General features: G+C 52.9%; 17 protein-coding genes. 14 read left to right on the top strand and 3 right to left on the bottom strand.

From position 1 onward, the window contains the following. Positions 1 to 127: 127 nt before the first annotated feature. The 7 genes from recF to P6M73_RS16670 all read left to right on the top strand — a co-directional run bounded on the left by recF (position 128) and on the right by P6M73_RS16670 (position 9,816). The gene (gene recF / locus P6M73_RS16700) at positions 128 to 1,225 is read left to right on the top strand and encodes a DNA replication/repair protein RecF (protein WP_277854138.1); all 1,098 of its coding nucleotides are present in this window, start codon (positions 128 to 130) and stop codon (positions 1,223 to 1,225) included. Then, positions 1,222 to 1,503 carry an extracellular matrix regulator RemB gene (remB, locus tag P6M73_RS16695; protein ID WP_277854137.1) on the top strand — a complete coding sequence of 94 codons (282 nt, stop codon included), beginning with the start codon at positions 1,222 to 1,224 and terminating at the stop codon, positions 1,501 to 1,503. Before recF ends, remB begins: the two co-directional genes overlap by 4 nt. Next, positions 1,493 to 3,415, top strand: a complete 1,923-nt coding sequence (gene gyrB / locus P6M73_RS16690; protein ID WP_277854136.1) for a DNA topoisomerase (ATP-hydrolyzing) subunit B — start codon at positions 1,493 to 1,495, stop codon at positions 3,413 to 3,415. The genes remB and gyrB overlap by 11 nt, the downstream gene beginning before the upstream one ends. 10 nt (positions 3,416 to 3,425) lie before the next feature. Then, positions 3,426 to 6,116 carry a DNA gyrase subunit A gene (gene gyrA / locus P6M73_RS16685; RefSeq protein WP_277854135.1) on the top strand — a complete coding sequence of 897 codons (2,691 nt, stop codon included), beginning with the start codon at positions 3,426 to 3,428 and terminating at the stop codon, positions 6,114 to 6,116. Positions 6,117 to 7,127: 1,011 nt separating this feature from the next. Next, positions 7,128 to 7,607: a DUF6431 domain-containing protein gene (locus tag P6M73_RS16680; protein ID WP_277854134.1), complete on the top strand. Its 480-nt coding sequence runs from the start codon at positions 7,128 to 7,130 to the stop codon at positions 7,605 to 7,607. 60 nt (positions 7,608 to 7,667) lie between these two features. Next, positions 7,668 to 9,023, top strand: a complete 1,356-nt coding sequence (locus tag P6M73_RS16675; protein ID WP_277854133.1) for a DDE-type integrase/transposase/recombinase — start codon at positions 7,668 to 7,670, stop codon at positions 9,021 to 9,023. Then, positions 9,016 to 9,816 (top strand): ExeA family protein, encoded by an 801-nt coding sequence (locus P6M73_RS16670; RefSeq protein ID WP_277853148.1) that lies wholly within the window; start codon positions 9,016 to 9,018, stop codon positions 9,814 to 9,816. Before P6M73_RS16675 ends, P6M73_RS16670 begins: the two co-directional genes overlap by 8 nt. A 712-nt stretch (positions 9,817 to 10,528) precedes the next feature. Here the strand turns inward: P6M73_RS16670 and P6M73_RS16665 are convergent. Then, positions 10,529 to 12,868, bottom strand: coding sequence for an N-acetylmuramoyl-L-alanine amidase family protein (locus P6M73_RS16665; protein ID WP_277854132.1), 2,340 nt, complete (start codon positions 12,866 to 12,868; stop codon positions 10,529 to 10,531). A gap of 615 nt (positions 12,869 to 13,483) precedes the next feature. Between P6M73_RS16665 and P6M73_RS16660 the strand changes: the two genes are divergently transcribed. From P6M73_RS16660 to P6M73_RS16635, 6 genes are all read left to right on the top strand, one after another. Beyond that, positions 13,484 to 14,008: an HD domain-containing protein gene (locus P6M73_RS16660; protein WP_277854131.1), complete on the top strand. Its 525-nt coding sequence runs from the start codon at positions 13,484 to 13,486 to the stop codon at positions 14,006 to 14,008. A gap of 31 nt (positions 14,009 to 14,039) precedes the next feature. Further along, positions 14,040 to 15,425, top strand: coding sequence for an FAD-dependent oxidoreductase (locus tag P6M73_RS16655; RefSeq protein ID WP_277854130.1), 1,386 nt, complete (start codon positions 14,040 to 14,042; stop codon positions 15,423 to 15,425). An 11-nt stretch (positions 15,426 to 15,436) separates the two neighbouring features. Further along, entirely contained in the window at positions 15,437 to 15,658 is a 222-nt protein-coding gene (locus tag P6M73_RS16650) for a DUF1667 domain-containing protein (RefSeq protein ID WP_277854129.1), read from the top strand. Between the two features lie 376 nt (positions 15,659 to 16,034). Continuing rightward, on the top strand, positions 16,035 to 17,303 hold the full coding sequence (locus P6M73_RS16645) for an MFS transporter (protein WP_277854128.1): 1,269 nt from the start codon (positions 16,035 to 16,037) through the stop codon (positions 17,301 to 17,303). Positions 17,304 to 17,652: 349 nt separating this feature from the next. After that, positions 17,653 to 19,029: a uracil-xanthine permease family protein gene (locus P6M73_RS16640; RefSeq protein ID WP_277854127.1), complete on the top strand. Its 1,377-nt coding sequence runs from the start codon at positions 17,653 to 17,655 to the stop codon at positions 19,027 to 19,029. 426 nt (positions 19,030 to 19,455) lie between these two features. After that, on the top strand, positions 19,456 to 20,958 hold the full coding sequence (locus tag P6M73_RS16635; protein ID WP_277854126.1) for a cobyrinic acid a,c-diamide synthase CobB: 1,503 nt from the start codon (positions 19,456 to 19,458) through the stop codon (positions 20,956 to 20,958). Here the strand turns inward: P6M73_RS16635 and P6M73_RS16630 are convergent. Next, positions 20,912 to 22,129 carry a metallophosphoesterase gene (locus P6M73_RS16630; RefSeq protein WP_277854125.1) on the bottom strand — a complete coding sequence of 406 codons (1,218 nt, stop codon included), beginning with the start codon at positions 22,127 to 22,129 and terminating at the stop codon, positions 20,912 to 20,914. The genes P6M73_RS16635 and P6M73_RS16630 overlap by 47 nt on opposite strands. Before the next feature lie 249 nt (positions 22,130 to 22,378). Between P6M73_RS16630 and P6M73_RS16625 the strand changes: the two genes are divergently transcribed. Next, a complete protein-coding gene (locus P6M73_RS16625; protein WP_277854124.1) occupies positions 22,379 to 22,576 on the top strand; it encodes a hypothetical protein in 198 nt (65 codons plus the stop codon). Between the two features lie 216 nt (positions 22,577 to 22,792). Here P6M73_RS16625 and P6M73_RS16620 read toward each other — a convergent pair whose 3' ends face one another. After that, positions 22,793 to 24,052, bottom strand: coding sequence for a serpin family protein (locus tag P6M73_RS16620; protein ID WP_277854123.1), 1,260 nt, complete (start codon positions 24,050 to 24,052; stop codon positions 22,793 to 22,795). Positions 24,053 to 24,069 lie beyond the last annotated feature (17 nt).

Here is a 24,069-nt window from a genome sequence, read left to right as displayed (position 1 = left end):
ATATGGGCTGACTGCAAGGCTTGCGGGGGTTGATGAAACTGTCCCAAGGAAGACCAAACCACCTCAAACCCTTGCCATATCTGAACTTTCTGCCATTTTATGGTATAATTTTAAGGTAGAGGTTCGTATGTATATTGAAAATTTGGAATTAAAAAACTTTCGAAATTATGAAAAGCTGAATATTGAGCCGGTCCAAGGAGTAAACATCCTTACCGGAGACAATGCCCAGGGAAAGACCAATATACTTGAGGCAGTATTTTTTTGTGCCTACGGACGGAGCCACCGGACCACCCGGGATAAGGAAATGCAGCGGTTTGACGCGCCGTTTACCCAGGTTTCGGTAAAAGTTAAGCGGGAACCGGTGGACAAGCAAATTGTCCTCCGCTTCAACAGCGAGGGCCGCAAGTTCATTGAGGTCAACGGCCGCAAGATCACGCGGATTCCCGATCTCCTGGGAAACCTGTACGTCATTATGTTCTCGCCGGAGGATCTGAAGATCGTCAAGGAGACTCCCGGAACCAGGCGCCGCTTTCTCGACATGGAGATCAGCGCCCTGGATAAATTCTATTATCACGACCTGGTGAGCTACAACAAAGTGATCCAGGAGCGAAATAATCTGCTTAAGATGCGATCGGTCGACCGGACGGTGCTGGATGTCTATGACACCAACGCCGCCCAGTACGGAGCGCGCATTATCCAGCGCCGGCTGGAATATATCGAACAACTCAATACCAAGGCCCGCCCGATCCATCACGAGATTACCGGGGGCAAAGAGGAAATTGAGATTGTATACCGGACCAGCCTGGATCCGGCGAAGCCTCTGGAAGCTTCGCTGAAACAGCTGCTGACAGAGCACCGGCGCCAGGATATGGAGCGCGCCGCAACCTCCGTTGGGCCGCATCGCGACGATTTCGCCATACTCATTAACGGCGCCGACGCCAGAACCTTCGGTTCCCAGGGGCAGCAGCGCACCGTCATTCTGACTCTGAAATTTGCCTCGCTCTGGATCATCCGCGAGCTGACCGGTGAATTTCCGGTCCTGCTGCTGGATGACGTGCTCAGCGAACTGGATCTGTCCCGGCAGAATTTCATTCTGTCATCCATCGAGGGCATACAGACCATCATTACGATGACAGGTTATGAAAACATAGAAAAACGTCTGATCGAAGGGGCCAGGGTGTTCCAGATCAAGGAAGGCACAGCAGCCATGGAGGTAATCGGATGATCCTGCATTTGGGAGAAAATATATCGGTCCAGCTTCGGGAGATCATCGGGATCTTTAATCTGGAAAACAACGGCAATTCCTCAGACAATCTGTCTTTTTTAAAGACAGCCGGTGATGAGGGCTTTATCCACCAGATTTCGGATGATCCGCCCAAGTCCTTTGTGGTGGCCGAGAAGGATCATAAATCCATCGTATACCTGTCACCCATTTCGACACAGACTTTAATCCGGCGGGCTCAGTCCGCCTTCGATCAGGAGGAGACCAATCATGGAAGATAAAACGTTAATGGAACGGGCCGGTCAGTATGACGACAGCCAGATCCAGGTCCTGGAGGGACTGGAGGCTGTCCGTAAGCGCCCCGGTATGTATATTGGTTCCACCTCGCTGGTGGGGCTGCACCATCTGGTTACGGAAATCGTAGATAATTCCATCGATGAAGCCCTGGCTGGATTTGCTACGCACATTGAAGTCTATATCCACCCCGACAATTCGGTTACAGTCCAGGATGATGGCCGCGGCATGCCCGTGGGCATGAATCAGAAACTGGGAAAATCCACCGTTGAAGTCATCCATACCGTGCTCCATGCCGGCGGCAAGTTCGGCGGCGGGGGATACAAGGTATCCGGCGGCCTTCACGGCGTCGGCGCTTCGGTCGTCAATGCCCTGTCTCAGTACATGCGGGTGGAAGTATCCCGCGACGGCCATGTCCACATGCAGGAATTCCGGCGAGGATTCCCGGTGGAACCTCTCCAGGTGATTGGAACCACGACGGGTCATGGCACGAAAACCACCTTCAAGGCGGATGACCAGATTTTTGAGGAACGGGTCTACGATTATGATATTCTGGTTGCCCGGCTGCGCGAACTGGCCTTCCTGAACAAGGGTCTGCGCATTACAGTCACGGACGAACGGGAAGACAGCCCGGTCAGCGAGTCCTTCCACTACGAAGGCGGAATCCGGGAATACGTGGAATACATGAACCGGAACAAGGTTCCGCTGCATCAGGAAATTATCTATGTGGATGAGAAATTTGACACCATGGAAGTGGAACTGGCCCTCCAGTACACGGACAGCTATGTGGAAAACATCTCATCCTATGCCAATAACATCGTCACCAAAGAGGGCGGCATGCACCTGGAAGGCTTCCGGCGCGCCCTGACCAAGGTTATCAATGACTACGGCAAGCGCTTCGGCTATGTCAAGGATGGCGAGAAACTGACCGGCGAGGACGTCCGGGAAGGACTCACCGCCATCATTTCCGTCAAGCTGGAAGAGCCTCAGTTCGAGGGACAGACCAAGCAGAAGCTGGGTAACTCCGAAGCCAGAACCGCGGTGGACCAGATTACCACAGCCCAGCTGGCAGAGTACCTGGAGGAAAATCCCCAAATCGGCCGGCTGATTCTGGACAAGAGCTTAATGGCGGCCCGCGCCCGCGAAGCGGCGCGCAAAGCCCGGGAGATTTCCCGAAAAAGCGTTCTGGAATCCACCACGCTGCCGGGAAAACTGGCAGACTGCCGCTCCAAGGATCCCAAGGAATGTGAGATCTACATCGTCGAAGGAGATTCCGCCGGCGGTACTGCCAAGACCGGACGGGATTCCCGCTTCCAGGCCATCCTGCCGCTGCGGGGCAAGATTCTCAATGTCGAGAAGCAGCGCCTGGACCGCATCCTCAGCTCGGGAACCATCCAGAACATGGTTGCTGCCTTTGGCGCCGGCATCGGCAATGATTTTGACCGCAGCAAGCTCCGCTATGACCGGATTATCATCATGACTGATGCCGATGTCGACGGGGCCCATATCCGGACACTGCTCCTGACCTTCTTCTACCGCTATATGCGTCCTCTGGTTGACGAAGGACACGTCTTCATGGCCATGCCGCCGCTGTATAAGGTATCCAAGGGCAAGACGTATCGCTATGCCTATGACGATGCTGAAAAGGATCAGATCCTGGAAGAAATGGGTGGCAAGGAAACCCAGTTTGAAATCCAGCGTTACAAAGGTCTTGGAGAAATGTCCGAGCACCAGCTCTGGGAGACGACCATGGATCCCGAGCGCAGAACACTGAAGCGCGCCAATGTCGACGATGCCAAGGTGGCCGATGAGATCCTGACCATCCTGATGGGTGAGAAGGTCGAACCGCGCAAGGAATTTATCGAAAAAAACGCGAACAAAGCCGACATCGACTTATAGGAGGTAGGGAATGAGCGAATTTGAAAATAACCAGGGTCATATCGAGGATATTGAGCTATCCCAGGAAATGAAAAAAAGCTTCATCGACTACTCCATGAGTGTCATCGTCGACCGGGCACTGCCCGATGTCCGCGACGGACTGAAGCCCGTCCATAAACGCATCCTGTTCGGAATGCACGAAGCCGGCATGTATCCGGACAAGTCCTACAAGAAATGCGCCCGTATCGTCGGTGACGTCATGGGTAAATACCATCCCCACGGCGACTCCTCCATCTACGACGCACTGGTACGTATGGCCCAGCCGTTCTCGTTCCGCTATCCTCTGGTCGACGGCCAGGGCAACTTCGGTTCCATTGACGGCGACGGCGCGGCGGCTCAGCGTTATACCGAGTGCCGCATGGACAAGCTGGCGGTGGAAATGGTCCGCGACATTGAAAAGCAGACGGTTGATTTTCGGCCCAATTACGACGGCAATGAGAAAGAGCCCGTCGTGCTTCCGTCCCGCTACCCCAACCTTCTGGTCAACGGCGCCGTCGGCATTGCCGTCGGCATGGCGACAAATATTCCGTCGCACAACCTGGGTGAGACCATCGACGGCGTCATCGCCATGATCGATCAGCCCGACATCAGCGTGCTGGAACTGCTGCATTACATCAAGGGACCGGATTTCCCCACCGGTGGTATCATTCACGGTACTACCGGCATCCGGGAAGCCTATGAAACCGGCCGCGGCAAACTGGTGGTCCGGGCAAGAGCTGAGATTGTCGAGGAAAAGAACGGCAGAAGCCGAATTGAAGTAACGGAACTGCCCTATCAGGTCAACAAGGCCAAACTGGTGCAGAGCATTGCCGAGATGGTAAAGGAAAAACGGATCGTCGGCATTTCGAACATCGAAGATCTGTCCGACCGGAATGGTCTGCTGATTTCTGTTGAAATCAAGCGGGATGCCAATCCCCATATTGTCCTGAATCAGCTGTACAAGCATACCAAGCTGCAGGATACCTTCGGCGTCAACATGCTGGCTCTGGTTGACATGCGGCCCAAGCTGCTGAACCTGAAGCAGATGCTCTATCATTATCTTGAATTCCAGAAAGAGGTCGTCACCCGCCGCACCCAGTATGATCTGGCCAAAGCCAGGGAACGGGCTCATATCCTGGAAGGCTTGCTGATCGCCCTGAATCATATCGATGAAGTGATCCGGATCATCCGGGCTTCCACCAGCACCGAAGCTGCCAAGTCAGAGCTGATCGAACGGTTTGAACTCAGTGATATTCAGGCCGTGGCGATCCTGGACATGCGGCTGCGCCGGCTTTCTCAGCTGGAAGGCGGCAAAATCCAGCAGGAATTTGACGAACTGCAACGGGAAATGACCCGCCTCATGGGAATCCTGGAAGACAAGGCGATCCTGCTGAATGTCATCCGCACCGAACTGCTCGAGATCAAGGAAAAATACGGCGATCCCCGCCGGACCTCCATCGAAATGCAGGAAAATGAGATTGACTATGAAGACCTCATCAACGAGGAAGACGTCGTCATTACCCTGACCGCTTCGGGCTACATCAAGCGGATCACCACGGACGCCTACTCGGCGCAGCGCCGCGGCGGCAAGGGCATTCAGGCCATGAACATGAAAGAGGATGACCTTATCACCAATGTGTTCATCACCTCGACCCACCGCCATCTGCTCTTCTTCACCAACCGGGGCAAGGTCTACCGGCTGAAGGCCTATGAGATTCCGGATGCCGGACGCAGTGCCAAGGGCATGAACATCATCAATCTGCTGCCCCTGGAAGCGGACGAACGCATTCAGTGCGTGCTCTCCATCGGTTCCATCAAGGACGGCAGCTTCCTGGTCATGGGAACGAAGCTGGGCATCATCAAGAAAACGCCGCTGAAGGATTTCGCCAACCTCAGAAAGAACGGCCTGATTGCCATTCGCCTGCGGGATGAGGATGAACTGCTCCACGTCAAGGCAACCAAGGGATCAGCCGAGCTGATTTTCGTCACGAAAAACGGCATGGCCATCCGCTTCAATGAAAAGAATGTCCGGCCCATGGGACGGAATTCCTCCGGTGTTCGCGCCATTCGCCTGCGCAAGGGCGATGAAGCCGTAACGATGGATATTGCGGTGGAAGGTGAAAAGCTGCTGCTGGTATCCGAAAAAGGTCTGGGAAAACGTACGCCCATCAGCTTGTTCCGCCAGCAGACCCGCGGCGGACTCGGCACCAAAGCCTACAAAGTCACCAGCCGCTCTGGAAAGGTCGCCGCGGCCCGCATCATCAACGATGAGGATGAAGTAATGCTGGTCAACTCCGATGGCGTGGCCATCCGGATCAAAGCCAGCGACATCGCGGTCACCTCCCGCGATGCCACCGGCGTCATCCTGATGAAGAACATCAATGAAACTACCGTCGTCTCCATGGCTAAAATCAAGAAGGCCCAGGAGAGCGAGGAAGAAGTGGATGTCGAGGAAATTGACTCCGAAGAACTGCTGGATCGCGATGAGCGGCACTTTGACAACGAGGAACTGACGGATATGGATGAATTTGAAGACCAGGATCCGCAGGACGATTTCCTCTCCCTCGAAGAAGATGAGCTGGAAGAGGATGCCGACAGCCTGATTGACGACCTGTTCGACGAAGAAGATTCCGACGAAGAATCCGACGAAGAAGACTCAGAACCAGAGAATCCGGAAGAATAATCTATCAGGAATCCTTTCCATAACAAGGCACAACGTGCTTCAACCATAAGAAAAATCAAAACCCTGGCTTCGCAAGATTTGCGAAGCCAGGGTTTTGCAGTCTGATCAACATGATCATTTTTCAGCAATGACCGATCATAGAAACTGTTCATGGCTAAACCAACCAGAACAAAAAAATCTAAAACCGATTAATCTTTTCAGCAGCCACTTTATAGTTAATTAATATAATTGTCACAGTCTGAAAAAAACACCCAAAAATAGCATATTCATGGAAAACTGATACTATGGAGATATGTGCAACATCAATAATGTCATTCAACATGGGATCCGGGAGTGGGAACTTGAGATGCGATATTACCATAATGATATGCTGCAGCCAATTCAGTTGATGGCAAGGCATACAGCTCAGGAAGTGGATTAATGAAGCAGCTGATATTTTAGTATGTGGGGCGGTAATTAGATGGATCGAACAAAAGACGATTGAAAATAGGTAAAATTACCCTTCTTGTTTTGCTGGCTCTTTTAATAGCTGGCGATGTGTGGAATCATATGAAACCAGCGGCTACATTACTGGATCTGACAGGAATGAATGCTTCCGAGATTGTTAAAATAGAGCTATATAATGGCCATAAATTGGTTAATGCAATTGAGGATGAAGCTTCTAAAAGTGAAGTCATAAATTATCTTCAGCAATCAAAGTTCAAGTATTCATCCGCTCGACCAAAAGGTTACTTTGGTTTCCCATATGAAATGATATTTTATTCAAGTAAATCGAAAAGTGGATTCTGTTTATGCCGGAACCAATCGTCCTATAGTAGCCAGCCTTGCCTGTCCGTAAATAGACGGATATAATGTCCATAATAATATTGTGGAGGACAAAAAGAGATCCTCCCTGACTCTATGGTTAGCGCCGAGTCATCAGGGAGGATCCTTACTAAGTTATTAGCATGATCAGTATATCAAAATACGTTTTAGAATGGAATCCCGATCAGGGTGTTTTTTGTTCGGAGTATGGAGAAAAGCATATGTCCCATCTGTCATCAGTCGCTTAAGGTCATTGGCTCCCGCAGGAGATCAGTGATCGACGAGAATGGGGATGTCATGATCCTGGTGCTTCGTCGCCTGCGCTGTACCAACCCCGGTTGCGGGAAGATTCATCACGAACTTCCGGATCTCTTAACTCCCTATAAGCGGCAGACCACAACGATCCTGGAGCAGATCATCACCGGTCAACATGAAGCGGTGCCCGTTGAGAATTCGACCATTCGGCGGGTCCGAGCCTGGTTCAACTCCAGAGCCCACGCTTTAGTCGGTGCTCTGCTCAGTACATATGCTACAGTCACTCAGGACTATGGGGTCGACTTTTCCGATCTGCCTCAGTCCATACTCGAGAGGATTTTCTTCTTTGTAGGCGAGCCTGCGGGCTGGCTGAAAAAGGTTGTCCGGATTTTAGTCAACAATCACCGATGGCCACATACCCAGTTGGCATAGGTGTCCACCGAGGAGTCCTCTAAAATCATGTCATCACTCGAAATTGAATGGAGGCATGACATGAAGGACAAGGAAAAAGCACAGGAAATAGCGACGCAACGGGCGATTCTACTGGCGCCCCTTCTTTCCCATGACTTGGACAAGGGGCAGATCCGGGTGCTTAAGGAGCAGATCTGCCGCGAGGCTGGGATTTCCGAGCGGACCTTACGGCGATATCTGAATAGTTATCTGCAGAAGGGGTTTTCCGGACTGATGCCGCAGGCGAGGGTATCGCAGGATTCAAGAGCCATCCCGGCGCTGGTGTTGGACGAAGCCGTGCGGCTGCGCAAAGAGATCCCGTCCAGAAGTGTGGCTGAGATCATTCGAATCATGGAATGGGAAGGCCTCACCGAAGCTGGCGCGATCAAGCGAAGCAGCCTGCAGGAGAAATTGCAGGAGAAGGGCTACAGCGGGAAGCATATGGCCATCTATGCCGCTGGCGGGGTAGCTACCCGCCGATTTCAAAAACGCACCCGCAACAAACTGTGGCATTCGGATATCAAGTATGGCTGTTACCTGCCGATCGGTCCTGGAAACAAGCCGCAGCAGGTCTATCTGGTGGCGTTTTTGGACGACGCTACCCGGATGATCCTCCATGCCCAGTTCTACTCGAACCTGGAGCAGAGCATCGTTGAGGATTGCTTCCGCAAAGCCATCCTCAAGTGGGGAATTCCAGAGCAGGCATACTTCGATAACGGCCGCCAGTTTAAAAATAAGTGGATGTCCAGAGCCTGCGCAAAGCTTGGCATCCGGCTGATCTTCGCAAAGCCCTACTCTCCGGAAGGCACCGGAAAAATAGAAAAATTCAATCAGAATATCGATCGGTTTCTCGATGAGTATAAATTCGATAACTCGGAACGATCCCTCGAGGTTATGAATGAGCGGTTCTGGATCTGGTTGGAAGAATGCTACCAGAACAAACCGCATACCGCACTCAATGGAACGACCCCGCATCAGGCGTATAATCTGGATCCCAGGCCCTTGAAATATCTGCCGGCGGAGAAGGTCGCCAACGCCTTTTTGCACGCCGAGACCAGAAAAGTCGACAAGAGTGGCTGCATCAACTTTGGCGGCGCGAAGTATGAAGTTGGGCTACCCTATGTGGCTCGCAGCGTGGAAGTGGTCTATGACCCCAGTAACACCGAGGAACTGAGCATTGAGTATCAGGATGACAAACCCTTTGTGGTGAGAAAGCTGGTCATTGGGGAGCGGGTGGCGCCCAAGCCTCAGCTGCCGGAGTTCCTGACTCCAGTCAAGCCAACCTCTTCCCGGTTACTCGATGGTGCCCAAAAGCAGAATCAGAAGCGAAAAGACAAACAGCAGTCTACGGCCATCTCTTTCAAAGACATAAGAAAAGGGGGTGGCAGTGATGTTTGAAGCGTTTTATGGCTTCAAGAAAACTCCATTCTGTCGGGATCTGCCGACGACGGAACTATTCCCCTCCAATACGCTGGAGGAGTCCCTGAGCAGATTATCCTATGTCGCCGAACGGCAACTCTTCTGTGTACTCACCGGAGAGTGCGGCACTGGTAAGACGACCACCATTCGCCGATTCCGCGATCAACTGGATGACACCAGATACACCCTGATCTATCTGGCAGACTCGAAAATGACGCCGAGAAATTTCTACAAAGGGATGCTGGATCAGCTGGGGGCCGAATCAAGATTCTATCGAGGGGATGCCAAACGCCAGCTGCATAAAGAGATCGAGCTGATGAAAGGGCTCCACAATAAGCGTCCGGTGGTCGTTGTCGATGAGGCGCATCTGTTGGATCGAGAAATGCTTGAAGAGGTACGTTTTCTCCTCAACTTCCGGATGGATGCCGTCAGTCCCATGGCACTGGTACTGGTGGGCCAGGTCGAGCTATGGGAGAAGCTCCAGATGCAGTCCTATACGGCGATCCGGCAACGGATCGACATCCAGTGCAAAATGCAATTGATGGACCACTCACAGGTGAAGGGATACATGAAACGCCACCTGGAATATGCCGGGATCGACCATGAGCTCTTCTCAGATGAGGCTACTGAGGCGATCTATCGATATTCCGGTGGATCCGCCAGGCTAGTCAACCAAGTGTGTACCAGCACCCTGATTTTTGGTTACCAAAGTGGAAAGCGAATCATTGACGACCACATGGTCAAACTGGTCATCAATGGTGAACTGAGCTAAACAAAATGGCAAGTTGAAATTTCTCTCAACTTGCCATTCTTTCCAGCAATTCCCGGACAAGAAATACCATCAACTTCTGGACAAGGAACAATAGCAGTAACAGGATTCTTCTTGGAGCAGATCGATTCGATTGTAACGGAAGACAGTATTTACCTAAAATCTTCTGGAGTATACGATCTTAATACATTGATTTCCTTTTTTAAGTAAGTAAATTGCTCCAGCATAAATAGTACAGCCCTGACTTGGCGGTATTGTTCAAGTTGTTTTGGACACACTATTTTCAAAGTAGATCTCTCTATTTCATGAGTCTGGGAATAAAAAATGGCAAAGCCCTTGAATTCACTTATTTTGAGTGAATCAAGGATTATTTTGTCCTGCTATTTCAAGTTTTTCTATCAAAAAAACTCTTGTTATACTATGGAATTTGGACAAGGCTATATTTTATCCAAGGTTATTGTTCCAGGATCCGTTGCAGGTTCAGGTAAGTATTGATCCTCTTGATGGGAGTCAAGATGGTTTTATACAGGGGTGTTTGATCAAGTTACTTTGGACGCGTTGTTCTCGAAGTAGTTTTGTAAGGGAAAGCCATCTAAAATATATAAGTTCAACAAAAACATAAGTCTCACTCGACTTCGAGTGAGACTTATGTTTTTGTTGATTATTTGAAATCCAGGTCTGGAAATTGACCAGTATCTAAGTCAATGGATCTGCTTTACTTGTAGAAGAAGTTATAGACTTGATTGGCCAGTTTTTTTGACAGTTCCTGCTGGAAAGCGGGGTTAATGATTTTTTTGACATCACCTGCATGGGAGATGAAGCCGATTTCCGTCAGGATGGATCTGCTGTTGGTATTGCGGAGCATGTAGAGCGAACCGCCGGACATGTCCTTGTCCCGATAAGCGCCGCGGTAGCCCATGCCTGAACTGGAATAAGCAGAGCTCATCATTTCGGATAATTTTTTGCTTTCGCTGAAGGCGGCCTGGGTCGAAGGATTGGCTTTCGCCGAGGGGTAAAGGGTCATCCCGCCGGATACCGTGCTGGAACCGGCGTTGTGATGGACAGAAAACAGCAGGTCGGCATCGGAGCGGTTGGACAGCGAGGCCCGGTCGGCCCGGGGCACGTCATAATCAGTGGTGCGGGTCATCACAACCCGGAAACCGAGCTTGATCAGTTCATCGCGCAGATTGCTGGCGAACTTGATGTCATAATCTTTTTCGTAGATTGACTTGCCGTTGAGACTGCCGACTGCTCCGGAATCACGTCCGCCGTGTCCGGCATCCACCACGATGGTGGGAACCTTGGTCACGGTGAAGGTGCTGGTCTGATAGAGGAGGCCGCCGGGGGTCGCAACCTGGATTCTCAGGTCGTTCCTGCCGGGACGGGTCACATTGGACGGAATGGTGTAGCTGAAGGACTGACCGCTGAGGCGTCCAGGATTCAGGTACGTGCCATTCAGGAATACGCTGACTTTGGTCGCGCTGGTATTCTTCACGGAACCGCTGATTTTGATGTCAGTATCCTTGTATTTTTTGTTGTGGCTGATTTTCACCTGGTCGGACCGGGTGCCGCCCAGGGTCTGGACATTGGGGGTGACGGAGCCGGAGCCGCCGGAACCTGAACCGGAACCGCTGCTGCCGGGAGAAGTATACCCTGGGGCTTTTTTGAGGTGCTTCATGTGGATATAGCCGTCCTTGCCCTGGTAGCTTACCTTGACGAAGTAGCCCCAGTCGTTCAGGACCGTGACTTCCGTTCCTTTGGGCAGGGTCGCCTTCGACTTGAAGTCCGTGTTGGGACCTGCCAGCAGCTTCACCGACTGTTTGGTGGACATGATATGGACGCCGCGGTAGCTGTCCTGCGAAGAGCCGGATCCTTGGGAGGAACCGCTGCCGGAGGTTGAGGAACTGCTTTTGGTATAATCGGTCAGATCTGATTTTTTCACCCAGCTGTAGGATTTGTTGTAGCGGACTTTATACCAGCCGTCCTTCAGATCGATGATCAGAAAATCGGTTCCCTCGGACACGGTGGTCCGGGTCTTGTATGAGGAACCGGCTCCCTGCTTCAGTACTGTCTGGCGTTTGGCGTACATATGGTAGCCATCGGACTGGATGGACTGGCCTTTGCCCGAATCAGACTGGCCTTCACCGGTTGAAGGTTTCTTCTCCGATGAGGAGTCCTTCTGATCGGATCGGTTTGCTGCCAGCGCCTTGTCAGCGGCTGACGTTCCGTAATCCGCCAGGTTTTTTTTATGGACATAGCCATAGCGTTTGTTGACATATACTTTCAGCCAGTCGCCCTTCCGGGAAATGATGAGAACATCGCTCCCGCCGGGGAGACTACCCAGCCTCCGGCTGTCAGCGGAAGCCTCTGACCGGAAATTGACTGTTCCTGATGTGACCATATGGTAGCCGTCACTCTTCACAGACTGGGCGGAACTAGAAGTTTTTTTCGAAGTGGATTCCTTCGCGGACTGACTGGTTTCGGATTTGTTTCCAGTCTTGCTGTAGTCCCGGGCTGAACTGACTGGGATCCAGCCATAGCGTTTGTTGACGTAGATCTTATAGTAGGAGCCTTTTCGATCGATGAGAAGGAAATCGGTTCCCGGTTTCAGCACCGTCAGTTTTTCCGAGGAAGAGGAAGCTGATGTTCGAAGGGTCACGGACTCCGCCGTAAACATGTGGTATCCGTCCGAGCGGACAGAAGAACCGGATTTCGGTGAGGCAGCGGCGGAAGATCCTGAACTTTGGGCCTTGGTCAGATACATCGTGCGGATATAGCCGGTCCGGTTGTTCCAACGCACTTTTGCCCAGGCGCCATTCTGATAGACGCCCAGGATATCGACGGCCTGACGGGAGGGTATTTTGACAATCAGCGTCTCATCATTGCGCATACCGCGGCGCATGCTCGTGGTCACGGTGGTTTTATAGACCGTCTGCGCGTAAACGATGCTGTTTTGCGGTTCGATCTGTGCGCCGACCAGGTACCCTGCACCGGAGACGGAACAAACAAGAGCCGTTTTTAATATGATTTCCTGTGCTCTCTTGTTAAACATCATATACTCCTCCTAATTATCGCTTCAATACTATACTGAAAGCAGTATTATGTTAATGTCAATTGATAAAATGACTGTTTCATAATTGATAACAATTCATCTTAATATTTTTAGCCCATTTTGGATGATAGAACGTAAATTCGAAAATCAAAAAATAGAGTAAAAAACGTCGTTTTAAGGATTTCTAGTTTTATAATGATTTTCTTCAAAGAATAACGTATTGCAAGGGTTTTAACCGTTTTGTTACTATTTGCATGACCATTCCCAGGATGTGGATAAAAGATCGCTAAGCTGGGATACAGGCCTGTTATAGCCGTTTTCCTTTCTGTATCAGGGTTAATTTTCATTATTTTAGCCCAAATTCAAAGCGTGAATCCAGTGTTTTCAACGGTTCATGGGGGTGGTTGACATAGTACCGGACAATTGTCTGAAATTTCTATCTAACAAGTTTATCCACAGTTTTTGTGGATAAGAGGAGATAATTGTTCATAACCTTTTATGAAATCGTTAGAGGCCACTTTTTTGAACAAAGTTATCCACAGGCCAGGGGTCAGAATTGTGGAACGTTTGTCCGGCTGCGGCTGTGGTAAAATGAAAGAAACGGGAAAAGGAGATATTATGTCCAGAGTCAGGCAGTTTTTCATGGATCTGGCAGCGCCGGTTCGACCGCTGAACGAAGTTTATTTGAAGCAATACCTGATAGAACCGGAACGGCAGGCCGTTGGACAACTGCGTCGAGCCGAGCTGTTGCACACCATTGCAACGGCACAGACGCTGGAACAGCTGCTCCCCGTCGCTGTCACCGGAGAGCGGAAACGACAGCTGCTCCGCGCCGCCCTCCTGCATGATGTCGGCAAAATCCGCTACGGCGCCGGGCCGATCCAGAAAACACTGGTGGTTCTCCTGGCAGGCATTATTCGCCGCGTTCCGGCGGTGGCCGGTCATTGGAAAGCTTGGGACATCTATCAGCATCACCCCGAATACGGCTATGCCATGGTGACTGCCTGGGACAGCTTTGCGTCCGATCCGTTTCTGTACGACCTGATCCGCTTTCATCATGATCCCGAATTGTTTGAGCGGCGGTACGAAGCGAGGGAACGCGACCTTTTCCGATTATTCTGTCAGGCCGATGAAATGAACTAACCAGCACGATGAACCAAGAGAGGGACGAAAGATGGATTATGATGTAGTCATTCTGGGCGGCGGTCTCGCCGGCTGCAGTGTTGCCGCGGCACTTGCCCGCTATAATCTGAATATTGCTGTCATCGAGCGCAATTTCGACATTGCGGAAGATGTAGCCCAGTTCATTACAACCTTTGTAACCGACGGGACGGATGTCATGGATGATTCGGTCTATGAACTGCTCCGGGATTCCCATATTCCACTGCTGGAGTACAGCCGGAAAGGCAATTTCTACTACGAGAAAGAGCCATCCCTGTCGATTTATGACGAGAAGAAGGACTTTGAGGCCGCCCTGGAGAGGATCCACCGCCGGGGCATCCAGGGAGCCCGCCCGGTCAGCCGGGAAGAGGCCGCTGCCTGGACACCGCAAATCAAAGACAGCTATCAATGGATCATCCGCCATGAGAACACCGGTATTATTTCTCCCTATGACATGGCCACCGCTCTGGGAGAGATCGCCTCAGAAAATGGAGTCCGCATTCGCCTCGAAGAAGAAGTAACCGCCATCGAACGAATCGCCCATGACGAGGTTCGGGTTACCACGAATAAATCCAAATATACCTGCCGGGTAGTGGTCATCACGGCGTTCAACGATCTGTACCTGGGCGGCGGGGAATACCGCCGGGCCACGCGGGATGTCCCGCTGCAGACGATGCTGCTGGAGAAAAATTACCAACAGGATATCGGGCTCATGCTGAACGTATTTCATGCTGACGGCCATGCTTCCTCCATCATGCCGACTTTTTCAGGAAAGGCAGTGGCTGCCATTGAAGCCTCCCAACGCATGGATTACAAGGGCGTCAAGCACCGGGTGGAAGAGCTCATCGGACCGTTTCCCTCCGAGCGGGTGGACCTGTTAACCGTCAATAATTACTATGATGTGCCCATCGTTATCAGTGATCTGCTGGAAGAAAAAGGCTACATTAACCTGGAGGTTAAGAACCATCAACTGCCTGCTCTGCTGCCCCGGGTCACACAGATTGTGTCGGACCTGGTGGTCAGCAATTTCAAGACAGCTGAGAATCCGGACTATGTATTCAAACGGCGGGATTATTTCCGGTTCCGCGATCTGTCGGACAAGGAACGCAATGAAGCCATTGCCTTTGATCCCCGCTTTGGCCATATGATCTGCACCTGTTCCCAGGTGACGGAAGGAGAAATCGTCAACTCCATCCGGCGGCCGCTGGGAGCCCGTACCGTGGAAGGCGTCAAGCGCCGCACCGGCATCTCCTTCGGCAGCTGTCAGGGATCTTACTGCATGAATCGGATCCTGAAAATTCTGGCCAAGGAGCTGGACAAAAAGCCCGAGGAAATTCTCAATGACTCCAAGGAATCCCGCATTCTGACTGCCCGAATCAAAGAATTCGAAAGCATATAGGAGGTCTGGCCATGAAAGCCTATTTTACATCCCTCATTCGCTGCAAGGACTCCGGACGAATTGAAGTGGTGCCGGTGAAAAGCACCCAACCAGTGGAGATGGAAATGTTCCTGCCGATTTCCCGGGTACTCTCCCGCATTTATGTTGGAAAGCCCGTCCGCCGGGGCGACGTGATCTGCCTCAATGTACTCAACCAGGGCATTAACATTGTCGCCACCAAAACCGTCGAGTAGTCCCCCTCCATAGAATCAGAATCTGGTCCAGGCTCCATCCGGTCAAACACCAGTCACCACAAACCAGCTCAGAAGAGCGCTCCTCCGATAATAAGATCGGACCAGACAGAACCAAAGAGCATAACAGACCTCTGCCCAGAAGTGACAAAACAGACAGATCAACAGACTGGCAGACTGCATTGGGTTGATACAGACCGAAACAGCCAGAGACAGACCGAGTGCACTAAACGGACCGGACCAGCCCGAAACAAACCGAGAAAGCTGATAATACACAGAGGATCAGAACCATTTATGGATGAAGCATCTGTCATGGATGAAGCATCTGTCAAAGAAGTAAAAAGAATTTATCATAACAACGCTGTGAGGAGATGGTCATATGCCACAGGACAAGCTGAAGCTGAACGTTCGCCAGACCCTGCTGATCGGATTGGGATTTTTTGCCAGCTCATTGTTATGGAGCCTGTACAACAGTTTCGTACCCTTGATTCTTCAGGACTTCATTGCCTCCACCGCCACCGTCGGTCTGATCATGACCATCGACAACGTCTTCGGGGTGATTTTTCAGCCGTATTTCGGTGCCAGAAGCGACAAAACCCGCACCCGGTTCGGCCGGCGCATGCCCTATATCCTGATTGGCGCACCGATCTGCGCCGTGCTGTTCGCCTTCATTCCTCAGATGAAAGTGCTATGGCTTCTGATGCTGGTTATTATTATCTTTAATTTCATCATGTCCATCTGGCGGGCTCCCATGATTGCATTGATGCCGGATTTGACACCGGACCCCCTGCGCAGCAAGGCCAACGGACTGATTAATCTGATGGGCGGCGCTGCCTCCATCATCGCCTTTCTGGTGGGGGGACGCATCGCCCACAGCTACGGCCGCGGCGCCACTTTCCTTATGGGGTCCGTCATCATGCTGCTGGCCGTTGGCCTGCTCTTTGTCCTGATCAAGGAAAACCGGCTCAATCCCAGACTGATGACTCCGCCGGATACCCAGGAGGAATCTGGTGATCAGTCATTCTTTGGACTGGGGGGCTTCCGCAAGCTGTCGTCCGATTCCCGGCGCAGCCTGTTCTTTCTGCTTCTGGCGATTTTTTTCTGGTTTTGTGCCTACAACGCGGTGGAAACATTCTTCACCAGCTATGCCACGACGGTCCTGGGACAGAGTGAGGGACAGGCAGCCATGCTGCTGGCATTTTTCTCCGTTTCCTTTGTCATTTTCGCCGTACCCTCGGGGATCATTGCCGATCGGATCGGCCGGCGCCGAACGATCCTCCTGGGTCTGATCGGACTGGTGGCGGTGTTCATTCCGCTTCTGTTTGTGGAATCATTATGGGGCATCCGGGCGCTGCTGCTTCTGGGCGGTATGTTCTGGGCCGGGATTAACATCAATTCCCTGCCCATGGTGCTGGAGATGGCGGGAGAGAATGAACTGGGAACATTCACCGGTTACTACTATTTCTTTTCCTTCTCTGCATCCATTGCCAGCCCCATCCTGTTCGGACTGGTCCGGGACCTGTCCGGCAGCTTCCGCTCCCTGTTTGTTTACGCGCCCATTGCCTTCGCGCTGGCGCTCCTGGCGATTCTGCAGGTGACGCACGCCTGGGAGAAAAAAACGCAGCCCGGAGATTCAGGAAACCAGTAAGTCACCCGGCACTCATTCCAGGAAGAACAGCCTCTGACCGATCACTGGACTGGATGAATCAGGCAGCGAAAAGACCGCTTCGGCGGTCTTTTGCTTTGATCCAATTGGTTTCGTCAAATCGAACGGCAATTTTTGAGCATTTCATCGCCGAGCACCGATGAATGGTGATAAAACGTGAAATAAACCCCGGGTTTGATTTCCTTCTTTCTATTTGAAGCAGAAAGTGATATCATCGTAATGATAAATCTTTAAAAAGGTTCTCGAGAAACCGTAAGATAACAAATGGGATAACTGTGCGATCTTGCGGCGAGCAGGATTTTTTTATTGCAAAAAATTGGAGGTATTATTCATGACCAACAAGGTACACGGCTATCTGCCGGATGAGACGCCAAGGCCCCTGGAATTATTATTCTTTGCACTCCAACAAATCATCGTCATGTTCCCCGCGACGGTTCTGGTCGCTCTGCTGACCGGATTCAACGTATCCACCACCATCTTCGCCTCAGGGCTGGCAACGCTTTGCTTTATCCTGGTGACCGGACGCAAGATTCCGCTCTACTACGGTTCCAGCTTCTCCTACATCGCGGCCATTACCTCCATTACCATGGGATCAACCTATGCCCATCTGCCCATGAATGAAAGAATCTCCATTGCTCAGTTCGGTATCATGATGTCCGGATTCGTGTCGATCATTGCCGGTTTCATCATCCGCCGGTACGGCCGCAAGCTCATTGATCGCCTGCTGCCCGCCAGCGTCACCGGACCCATTGCCATCATCATCGGTCTGTCCCTGGCTGGTTCGGCTATGTCCAACGCCACCGCTGTGCCGGCCTCCGTGGATCCCGCCTGGGGAATGAACTGGGCCTGGGTGATCGCCATCGCGACCCTGCTCTCCACCATCCTTTACTCAGTTTATCTGAAGGGACGATTCAGCCAGCTGCCGATCCTGTTCGGACTCCTGACCGGCTATGGCGTTGCCATCATCGTTCAGATGGTTACGAAAATTCCGTTCATCAGCTTTGATACCATTCAGGGAGCCATGCTTCAGCTGCCGGTCATCACGCTGCCCAAGCCGACCTTTGTTGCAGTGGCTGCTATTATGCCCATCGCGCTGGCCACCATCCCGGAATCGACGGCCCACATCTTCCAGCTGCACATCTATGTCAACAATCTGGCAAAGAAGAAGGGTTCCACTAAGGTCTACGACCTGGAGAACCGCCTGGGCGACAACCTCATCGGTGACGGAATCGGCGACATCGTTTCCGCAGCCATCGGCGGACCGGCCGGCACCAACTATGGCGAAAACATTTCCGCCATGGCCATTTCCAAGAACTTCTCAGTCAACGTGCTGATTACGGCGGCAATCCTGACCATGGTGATCTCCAGCTTCACCCCCCTGGTCAACGCGGTCTATTCCATTCCGGCAGCCGTCATCGGCGGACTGTCCATCTACCTGTTCGGTGTCATTGCCGCTCAGGGAATCGCCATCATCATTGAGAAGCAGGTGGATATGTTCAGCTCCAAGAATCTTGCGATCATCTCCGTGATCCTCATCATTGGCCTGGGCGGCAGCTTCTACTTCCCGGAATCCATGATTCCATTCTTCGGCGTGCGTTTCCCGGCCATTGCCACCGCCGCCATCGTCGGAATTCTCCTCAACCTCCTGCTGAGCCTCGGCAATCAGGAAGAACCCGTTATCGTCGATGAGGATGTCGATCTGGCATAGTCCGATCAAGCAACAGACTTTAACCACCAAAGATTCACTGAATGAAACATCCGTCAGATGCGAGTCTGACTGGTCAATAACAACAGAGATCAGAAACTCCCTGCCAGGCAGAGCGAACAGCTCGGATTGCCCGACAGGGAGTTTTGTCATGAACGGATTCAGGCGGAGGGCAGGATATGAACCGGAAAGGAAGCGCACCGGTTGGTGATCAAAAATAGTACTTCCCCCGGGATACAGCATCACGCAGGCTGAAAATTTGGTACAATTTCGGAGAACAAACCAGGCGATACTTCGGTTCAGAGCGATGGTTGAAGCAGATGTCAGTGAATGCCGAGATTTCAGGATGTCCTGATGACAATATTTCAGGTCATCAGGGGGAAGCATCCCGCTGACGCTGGCTTCGCTCCCCGAAGGAAAGGAACCATTATGAATCAAATCAGACCACGCCTCCTCATTGCCGGAACCGGCAGCGGGAGCGGAAAAACGACGATGACCTCAGCCATTCTGTCTGCCCTGAAGCTGCTGGGCAAATCACCCATTGCCTTCAAGTGCGGTCCCGATTTCATCGATCTCATGTTTCACCGGGAGGTCACGGGGATTCCCTGCCGCAATCTGGATCTGTTTCTGATGAAGGAAGCCACGGTCCGATCCACCTTGCATAATCACGGTCAGTCCTTTGATCTGTCATTGATTGAGGGGGTGATGGGGCTCTATGACGGCATTGATGATGAGGGAACAGCTTCTGCCAATGCCGTGTCCCTGGTCACGGGCACGCCGGTGCTCCTGGTGGTCAATGTCCATGGAAAAGGTTTGTCCGTCTGTGCCGAAATCTTTGGCTTTCTGAAGTTCATGCCCAACCGGGTGCAGGGCATTCTGCTCAACCACTGCCCGGATGGCCTGGTGGCGTATTACCGGTCGATGATCCAGGAGCGTCTGGAGCTGCCGGTGGTGGGCGCGCTGCCCGCCATTCCGGAAGCGGAGATCGGATCCCGTCACTTGGGCCTGATCACAGCGGCGGAGATCAGCGATCTCCGCCAGAAGCTGGACCGCCTGGGGCAGGCGGCCTTACAGGGAGTCAACTGGGATCTTTTCTTTGCGATTGCCGCCGGAGCGGATCGCTTGGACCCGCGGGAAACGATGGCTGAAACGGAGCCGATCCTGCCGGAGGGAAGGGATCGAAGCGGAGTCGGATCCGGCACCACGAATGCGGCCGGAGACGATCCAGTATCCGCTGAGGGGGACCGACCGCTGCGGATCGGCATTTCCAGGGATGAAGCCTTCTGCTTCTACTATCAGGACAACCTGGACCTCCTTGAAACCATGGGAGCCCAGCTGGTGTTTTTCTCCCCGCTGCACGAACCGGCTCTGCCGGACCATCTGGATGGCCTGATCCTGTGGGGCGGCTATCCGGAACTGCATGCCCGGACTCTGTCCGAAAATCAGGGGATGCTCCAAGCCCTCCGGACAGGCTCACAGTCGGGGCTGCCAATCTATGCCGAGTGCGGCGGCTTTATGGTGCTGCACAAAGCCATCCGGACACCATCGGGAGAGGAGTACCCGATGGCGGGCGTTTTCCCCGGAATCACCCGGATGACCGATTCGCTCCAGGATTTCGGATATGCCAGGCTGACCGCCAACGCAGACAATCTGCTCCTGCCCCGGGGAGCCGTCATCCCGGCGCACAGCTTCCATCACTCCGTCAGTGACGATCCCGGCGACTGCTTCACCGCCGTTAAAGCCGGCAGCGGCAGATCCTATCCGGCCTTCCGCCAGACCAGGCAAACCCTGGCGGGTTACCCGCACCTGCTTTGGTCCGATAATCCGGAAGCGGTGAGCCGGTTTCTGGCGGCCTGCCGGGTCTATCAGACCGAGCAGGCGCCATTCAGGGCTTCGGCCGCAGCGACAGCCGCAGCTCATTCTCATTCTTGAGCGGAGCAATCAGGAAGGAATTGAGATAATGCCAGAACCGCAGGTGACGCCCTTTTTCTTCCCACAGGCGATAGCCCTGGTGACGCTGCGGATCCTGCAGCAGCAGATGCAGGGTTCCGGAGAAATAGGCCCGGGTCACTTCCGCCGCGAATTCAGCCATTCGAATCACCTCCGGTTCGCTGAGGGAAGGATCCTGGAGCAGATCAGCACCGGTCTTCAGCGCTGAAATCCCGTAAAAGTACTGACTGGAGAAAGCCTCAAAATCCATCAGATTAGGGTCAGCCACACCCTGGCCGGCGGCCCAGCCGGACACGTTCAGCGATTCGGTCCGGTATTGCAGGACCAGTTCCTCATCAATGGTCACATGAGCCATTAAATGAGGAAACGCCGACAACGCCCCGGTGGCAGTTTCGTTGAGACCCTCCGGAGTTAGAGCCAGGTGCTGCAGATGGATATGACCGGACAGATTCAGCCGGATCCGATACTTATCGAGAACCTGCATCAGCTCCAGATGGTTGTCGATGATGAATCCCCTGGTGAACTTTTCATTATGGACCAGAATATTTTGATGGGTCGCCGTCAGAATGGTTTCGCCCTGAGCGGAAGCTTCCCCCAGGGACCGGTCCAGCCATTCCAGCGTTGCCGGAGAAATCCTGCCCGGTGCCAGGCGGGTGTTGGTATCAATCAAAGCCAGCCGCAGCCCGTCATTCAGTTCCAGGATATAGCTGAAGGAAGCCGGATCCCGCCAGCGGGCCCGGTCATAGCCGAAGGCCCGGTACAGCTCCAGGAATTCTGGCTCACTGATGGACGGCGCCGACCGGATGCTTCCCTTCAGGAATGCGGCCGCCGAAGCGATGGCGATATCGTGATTCCCGGGAATCAGCGCTACCGGAATTCCCCCGGACTGAATCCGGTGCAGCTGTTCCACCACATCCAGATGGCTCTCCAATTCCCCGTTGAAAGTCAGATCGCCGCTGATGACCAATAGATCCGGTTTCTGGCGGAGCACATACCAGGTGAACGCCTCCACGATTTCCGCTGAATAGGGCAGAACTTTGCCGTCACCCTGCAGACTGATGCGGTGCAGGGCATCGCCTTTGTCATGGAGACGGGCGGACAGCAGATGCAGATCGGCAACGTGAAGAATGTTGAGAGGCAATTTATAATTCATGAAAGTCTTCCTTTTTTGAGCAAACTGGAACAGCAGTCCGGCCCGTTACTTCCGGGCGAACGCCGGAGCTGTTGAACCAAGCGGTCCGGCCAACGCCGCTATCTGAGGGAAGGGTGCGAAATTAAGCGGGATGTTCCTGCTTCAAGAATACCATATGCGCCGGATTCGATGTATAGTAGGGGTATAGAAGACAAGACTTTGAGCCGGAAGACCAGCACCCGAACCACACTGCACAAGGGAGGATGTCCCATGTCAAAATCCGAGCGCAGAACCTCTCTCCTGATCGGAGCCGCCATGACTCTGATCGCGGGAATCTACCTCAAAACCCTGAATGAGATCCGAAAAGAAATCACCCAGACCCACCCGGCAGCCAAAACCAACGACCAGGGCAAGCCACGGGACCCTCAGACCCCGCCGCAGTCTGACGGGCAGGAGGACGTATGGTAAACACTCCGTCCGGTTCCCTCTCACCCTGATGTGTTCCATGATTTCAGATCTTAAGCCAGAACTTACGCCAGAACTTGAGTCATAACATAGTTCAGACAAAAAAACGACCTGTTCCGGTCCATGTCAGTCCGGAACAGGTCGTTTTCATTGCAGGTTCTCTTCGTCAGTACGTCCTGGGTGAAGGGTACCGTGGATCCGGATTTGTGAGGGGATGGGCTACTTTTCTGACGGATCCTGGATTCGGGATATAAAGAGGGGGAGTCCCTGGTACTCGATGACCAGGAGGTAGGGGCGATCCAGGGTGAACTCAATCTTATTGTCCCCGGGGAGGGAGGTTTTGCCGACGCCGATTTCAGTGACGGCAGCGGCCTTGAAGCCTTTTTCATCCAGCTGCAGTTTGGTTTTCTGCTTGATTTCGGTGACGGAAGCCGTCACGCCGCTGAGCATGTTCGACAGGTCCGCGGACAGGAACATGTTGGTGTAGCCTTTGTCGATCAGGAGTTTCTTCAGGGACAGGTTCTCGCCATTGATATCCAGGGCGGGAGCCTTGAAATCCACCAGGGCCGGGGACCCTTCGGACAGAATCGAGGCCAGCTCTGGAATCAGATCCAGCGGTTCGGCTTCTCCCCTGGGCAGGAGGAACCAGACCCGGATGCCCTGTTCGCCGGGGAAGGCGACCGCCTGGGCTTTGGCATGATCCACATAGTCCGTCCCATCGGCCAGTCGGCCCACAAAGGGAACCTGGACGTCACCGGAGGGAGCGTGGAAGGTCTGATTTTGAAGCTTCTGGAAAGGAACCAGCCACAGATCGGTCAGGTAGAGCACGTTATAGATATTGAGAATGGCAGAGCCATCGGTCTCAAAGGTCGCTTCATAATCCTCCATGAACCGGTCCGTCTTGTCACTGACCCATTGCCGGATGATTTCCTTGGTTTCCTTTTCTTTGGTGAAGTCGACCTGAGCGGTTTCCGCGCTCCAGACGGAGGCGGCGGTTTCGAAATACTGGGATTTGATGTTGGCGGCATAGCGTGAATCGAAAAAGATTCCGTTGGTCAGGCGTATGCCGTACTTGGATTCATCCGGCTTGTCCCGGAGCAATTTCGATGCCGTCATGAAATTGAGGCTTCTGGTCAGGTCCGGAATGACCTTCGAGGAATCAAAACCAGCCGGCAGCTTCATCAGGCGGTTCAGTTCCGCCAGCGTTTCCCCGGCCGCGCCTTCCCGCAGAACACCCAAGGCCGTCCACAGGGACAGCGGGGAAAAGATCTGATTTTTCTTCTCCGAGGCCGCGAAATAGGCCGGGGTAATTTCCTCCGCCAGCTCATACAGACTGGAACGGATCTCGGAAGGGACCTGAACCGCAGTTCGGGCTGAATTCACCGGAACCTGCTTTAAGAACACCGAAGCCGGCGTGACCGGCGCACAGCCGGCCAGCAGGGACAGCCCCAGAATCAATGGAATGGTGGATCGTTTCATCTGGATTCCTCCGTTTT

It is taken from the genome of Anaerococcoides asporogena, from assembly GCF_029590275.1.
GTDB lineage: Bacteria > Bacillota > Clostridia > Clostridiales > Clostridiaceae > JG1575.
Note: the sequence above shows the minus strand (reverse complement) of the source record. Positions and strands in the feature narration are given on the sequence as shown.

Coding starts and splice junctions, on each gene's coding strand:
- recF (WP_277854138.1), top strand. CDS start 128: ATGTATATTGAAAATTTGGAATTAAAAAACTTTCGAAATTATGAAAAG.
- remB (WP_277854137.1), top strand. CDS start 1,222: ATGATCCTGCATTTGGGAGAAAATATATCGGTCCAGCTTCGGGAGATC.
- gyrB (WP_277854136.1), top strand. CDS start 1,493: ATGGAAGATAAAACGTTAATGGAACGGGCCGGTCAGTATGACGACAGC.
- gyrA (WP_277854135.1), top strand. CDS start 3,426: ATGAGCGAATTTGAAAATAACCAGGGTCATATCGAGGATATTGAGCTA.
- P6M73_RS16680 (WP_277854134.1), top strand. CDS start 7,128: ATGGAGAAAAGCATATGTCCCATCTGTCATCAGTCGCTTAAGGTCATT.
- P6M73_RS16675 (WP_277854133.1), top strand. CDS start 7,668: ATGAAGGACAAGGAAAAAGCACAGGAAATAGCGACGCAACGGGCGATT.
- P6M73_RS16670 (WP_277853148.1), top strand. CDS start 9,016: ATGTTTGAAGCGTTTTATGGCTTCAAGAAAACTCCATTCTGTCGGGAT.
- P6M73_RS16665 (WP_277854132.1), bottom strand. CDS start 12,868: ATGATGTTTAACAAGAGAGCACAGGAAATCATATTAAAAACGGCTCTT.
- P6M73_RS16660 (WP_277854131.1), top strand. CDS start 13,484: ATGTCCAGAGTCAGGCAGTTTTTCATGGATCTGGCAGCGCCGGTTCGA.
- P6M73_RS16655 (WP_277854130.1), top strand. CDS start 14,040: ATGGATTATGATGTAGTCATTCTGGGCGGCGGTCTCGCCGGCTGCAGT.
- P6M73_RS16650 (WP_277854129.1), top strand. CDS start 15,437: ATGAAAGCCTATTTTACATCCCTCATTCGCTGCAAGGACTCCGGACGA.
- P6M73_RS16645 (WP_277854128.1), top strand. CDS start 16,035: ATGCCACAGGACAAGCTGAAGCTGAACGTTCGCCAGACCCTGCTGATC.
- P6M73_RS16640 (WP_277854127.1), top strand. CDS start 17,653: ATGACCAACAAGGTACACGGCTATCTGCCGGATGAGACGCCAAGGCCC.
- P6M73_RS16635 (WP_277854126.1), top strand. CDS start 19,456: ATGAATCAAATCAGACCACGCCTCCTCATTGCCGGAACCGGCAGCGGG.
- P6M73_RS16630 (WP_277854125.1), bottom strand. CDS start 22,129: ATGAATTATAAATTGCCTCTCAACATTCTTCACGTTGCCGATCTGCAT.
- P6M73_RS16625 (WP_277854124.1), top strand. CDS start 22,379: ATGTCAAAATCCGAGCGCAGAACCTCTCTCCTGATCGGAGCCGCCATG.
- P6M73_RS16620 (WP_277854123.1), bottom strand. CDS start 24,052: ATGAAACGATCCACCATTCCATTGATTCTGGGGCTGTCCCTGCTGGCC.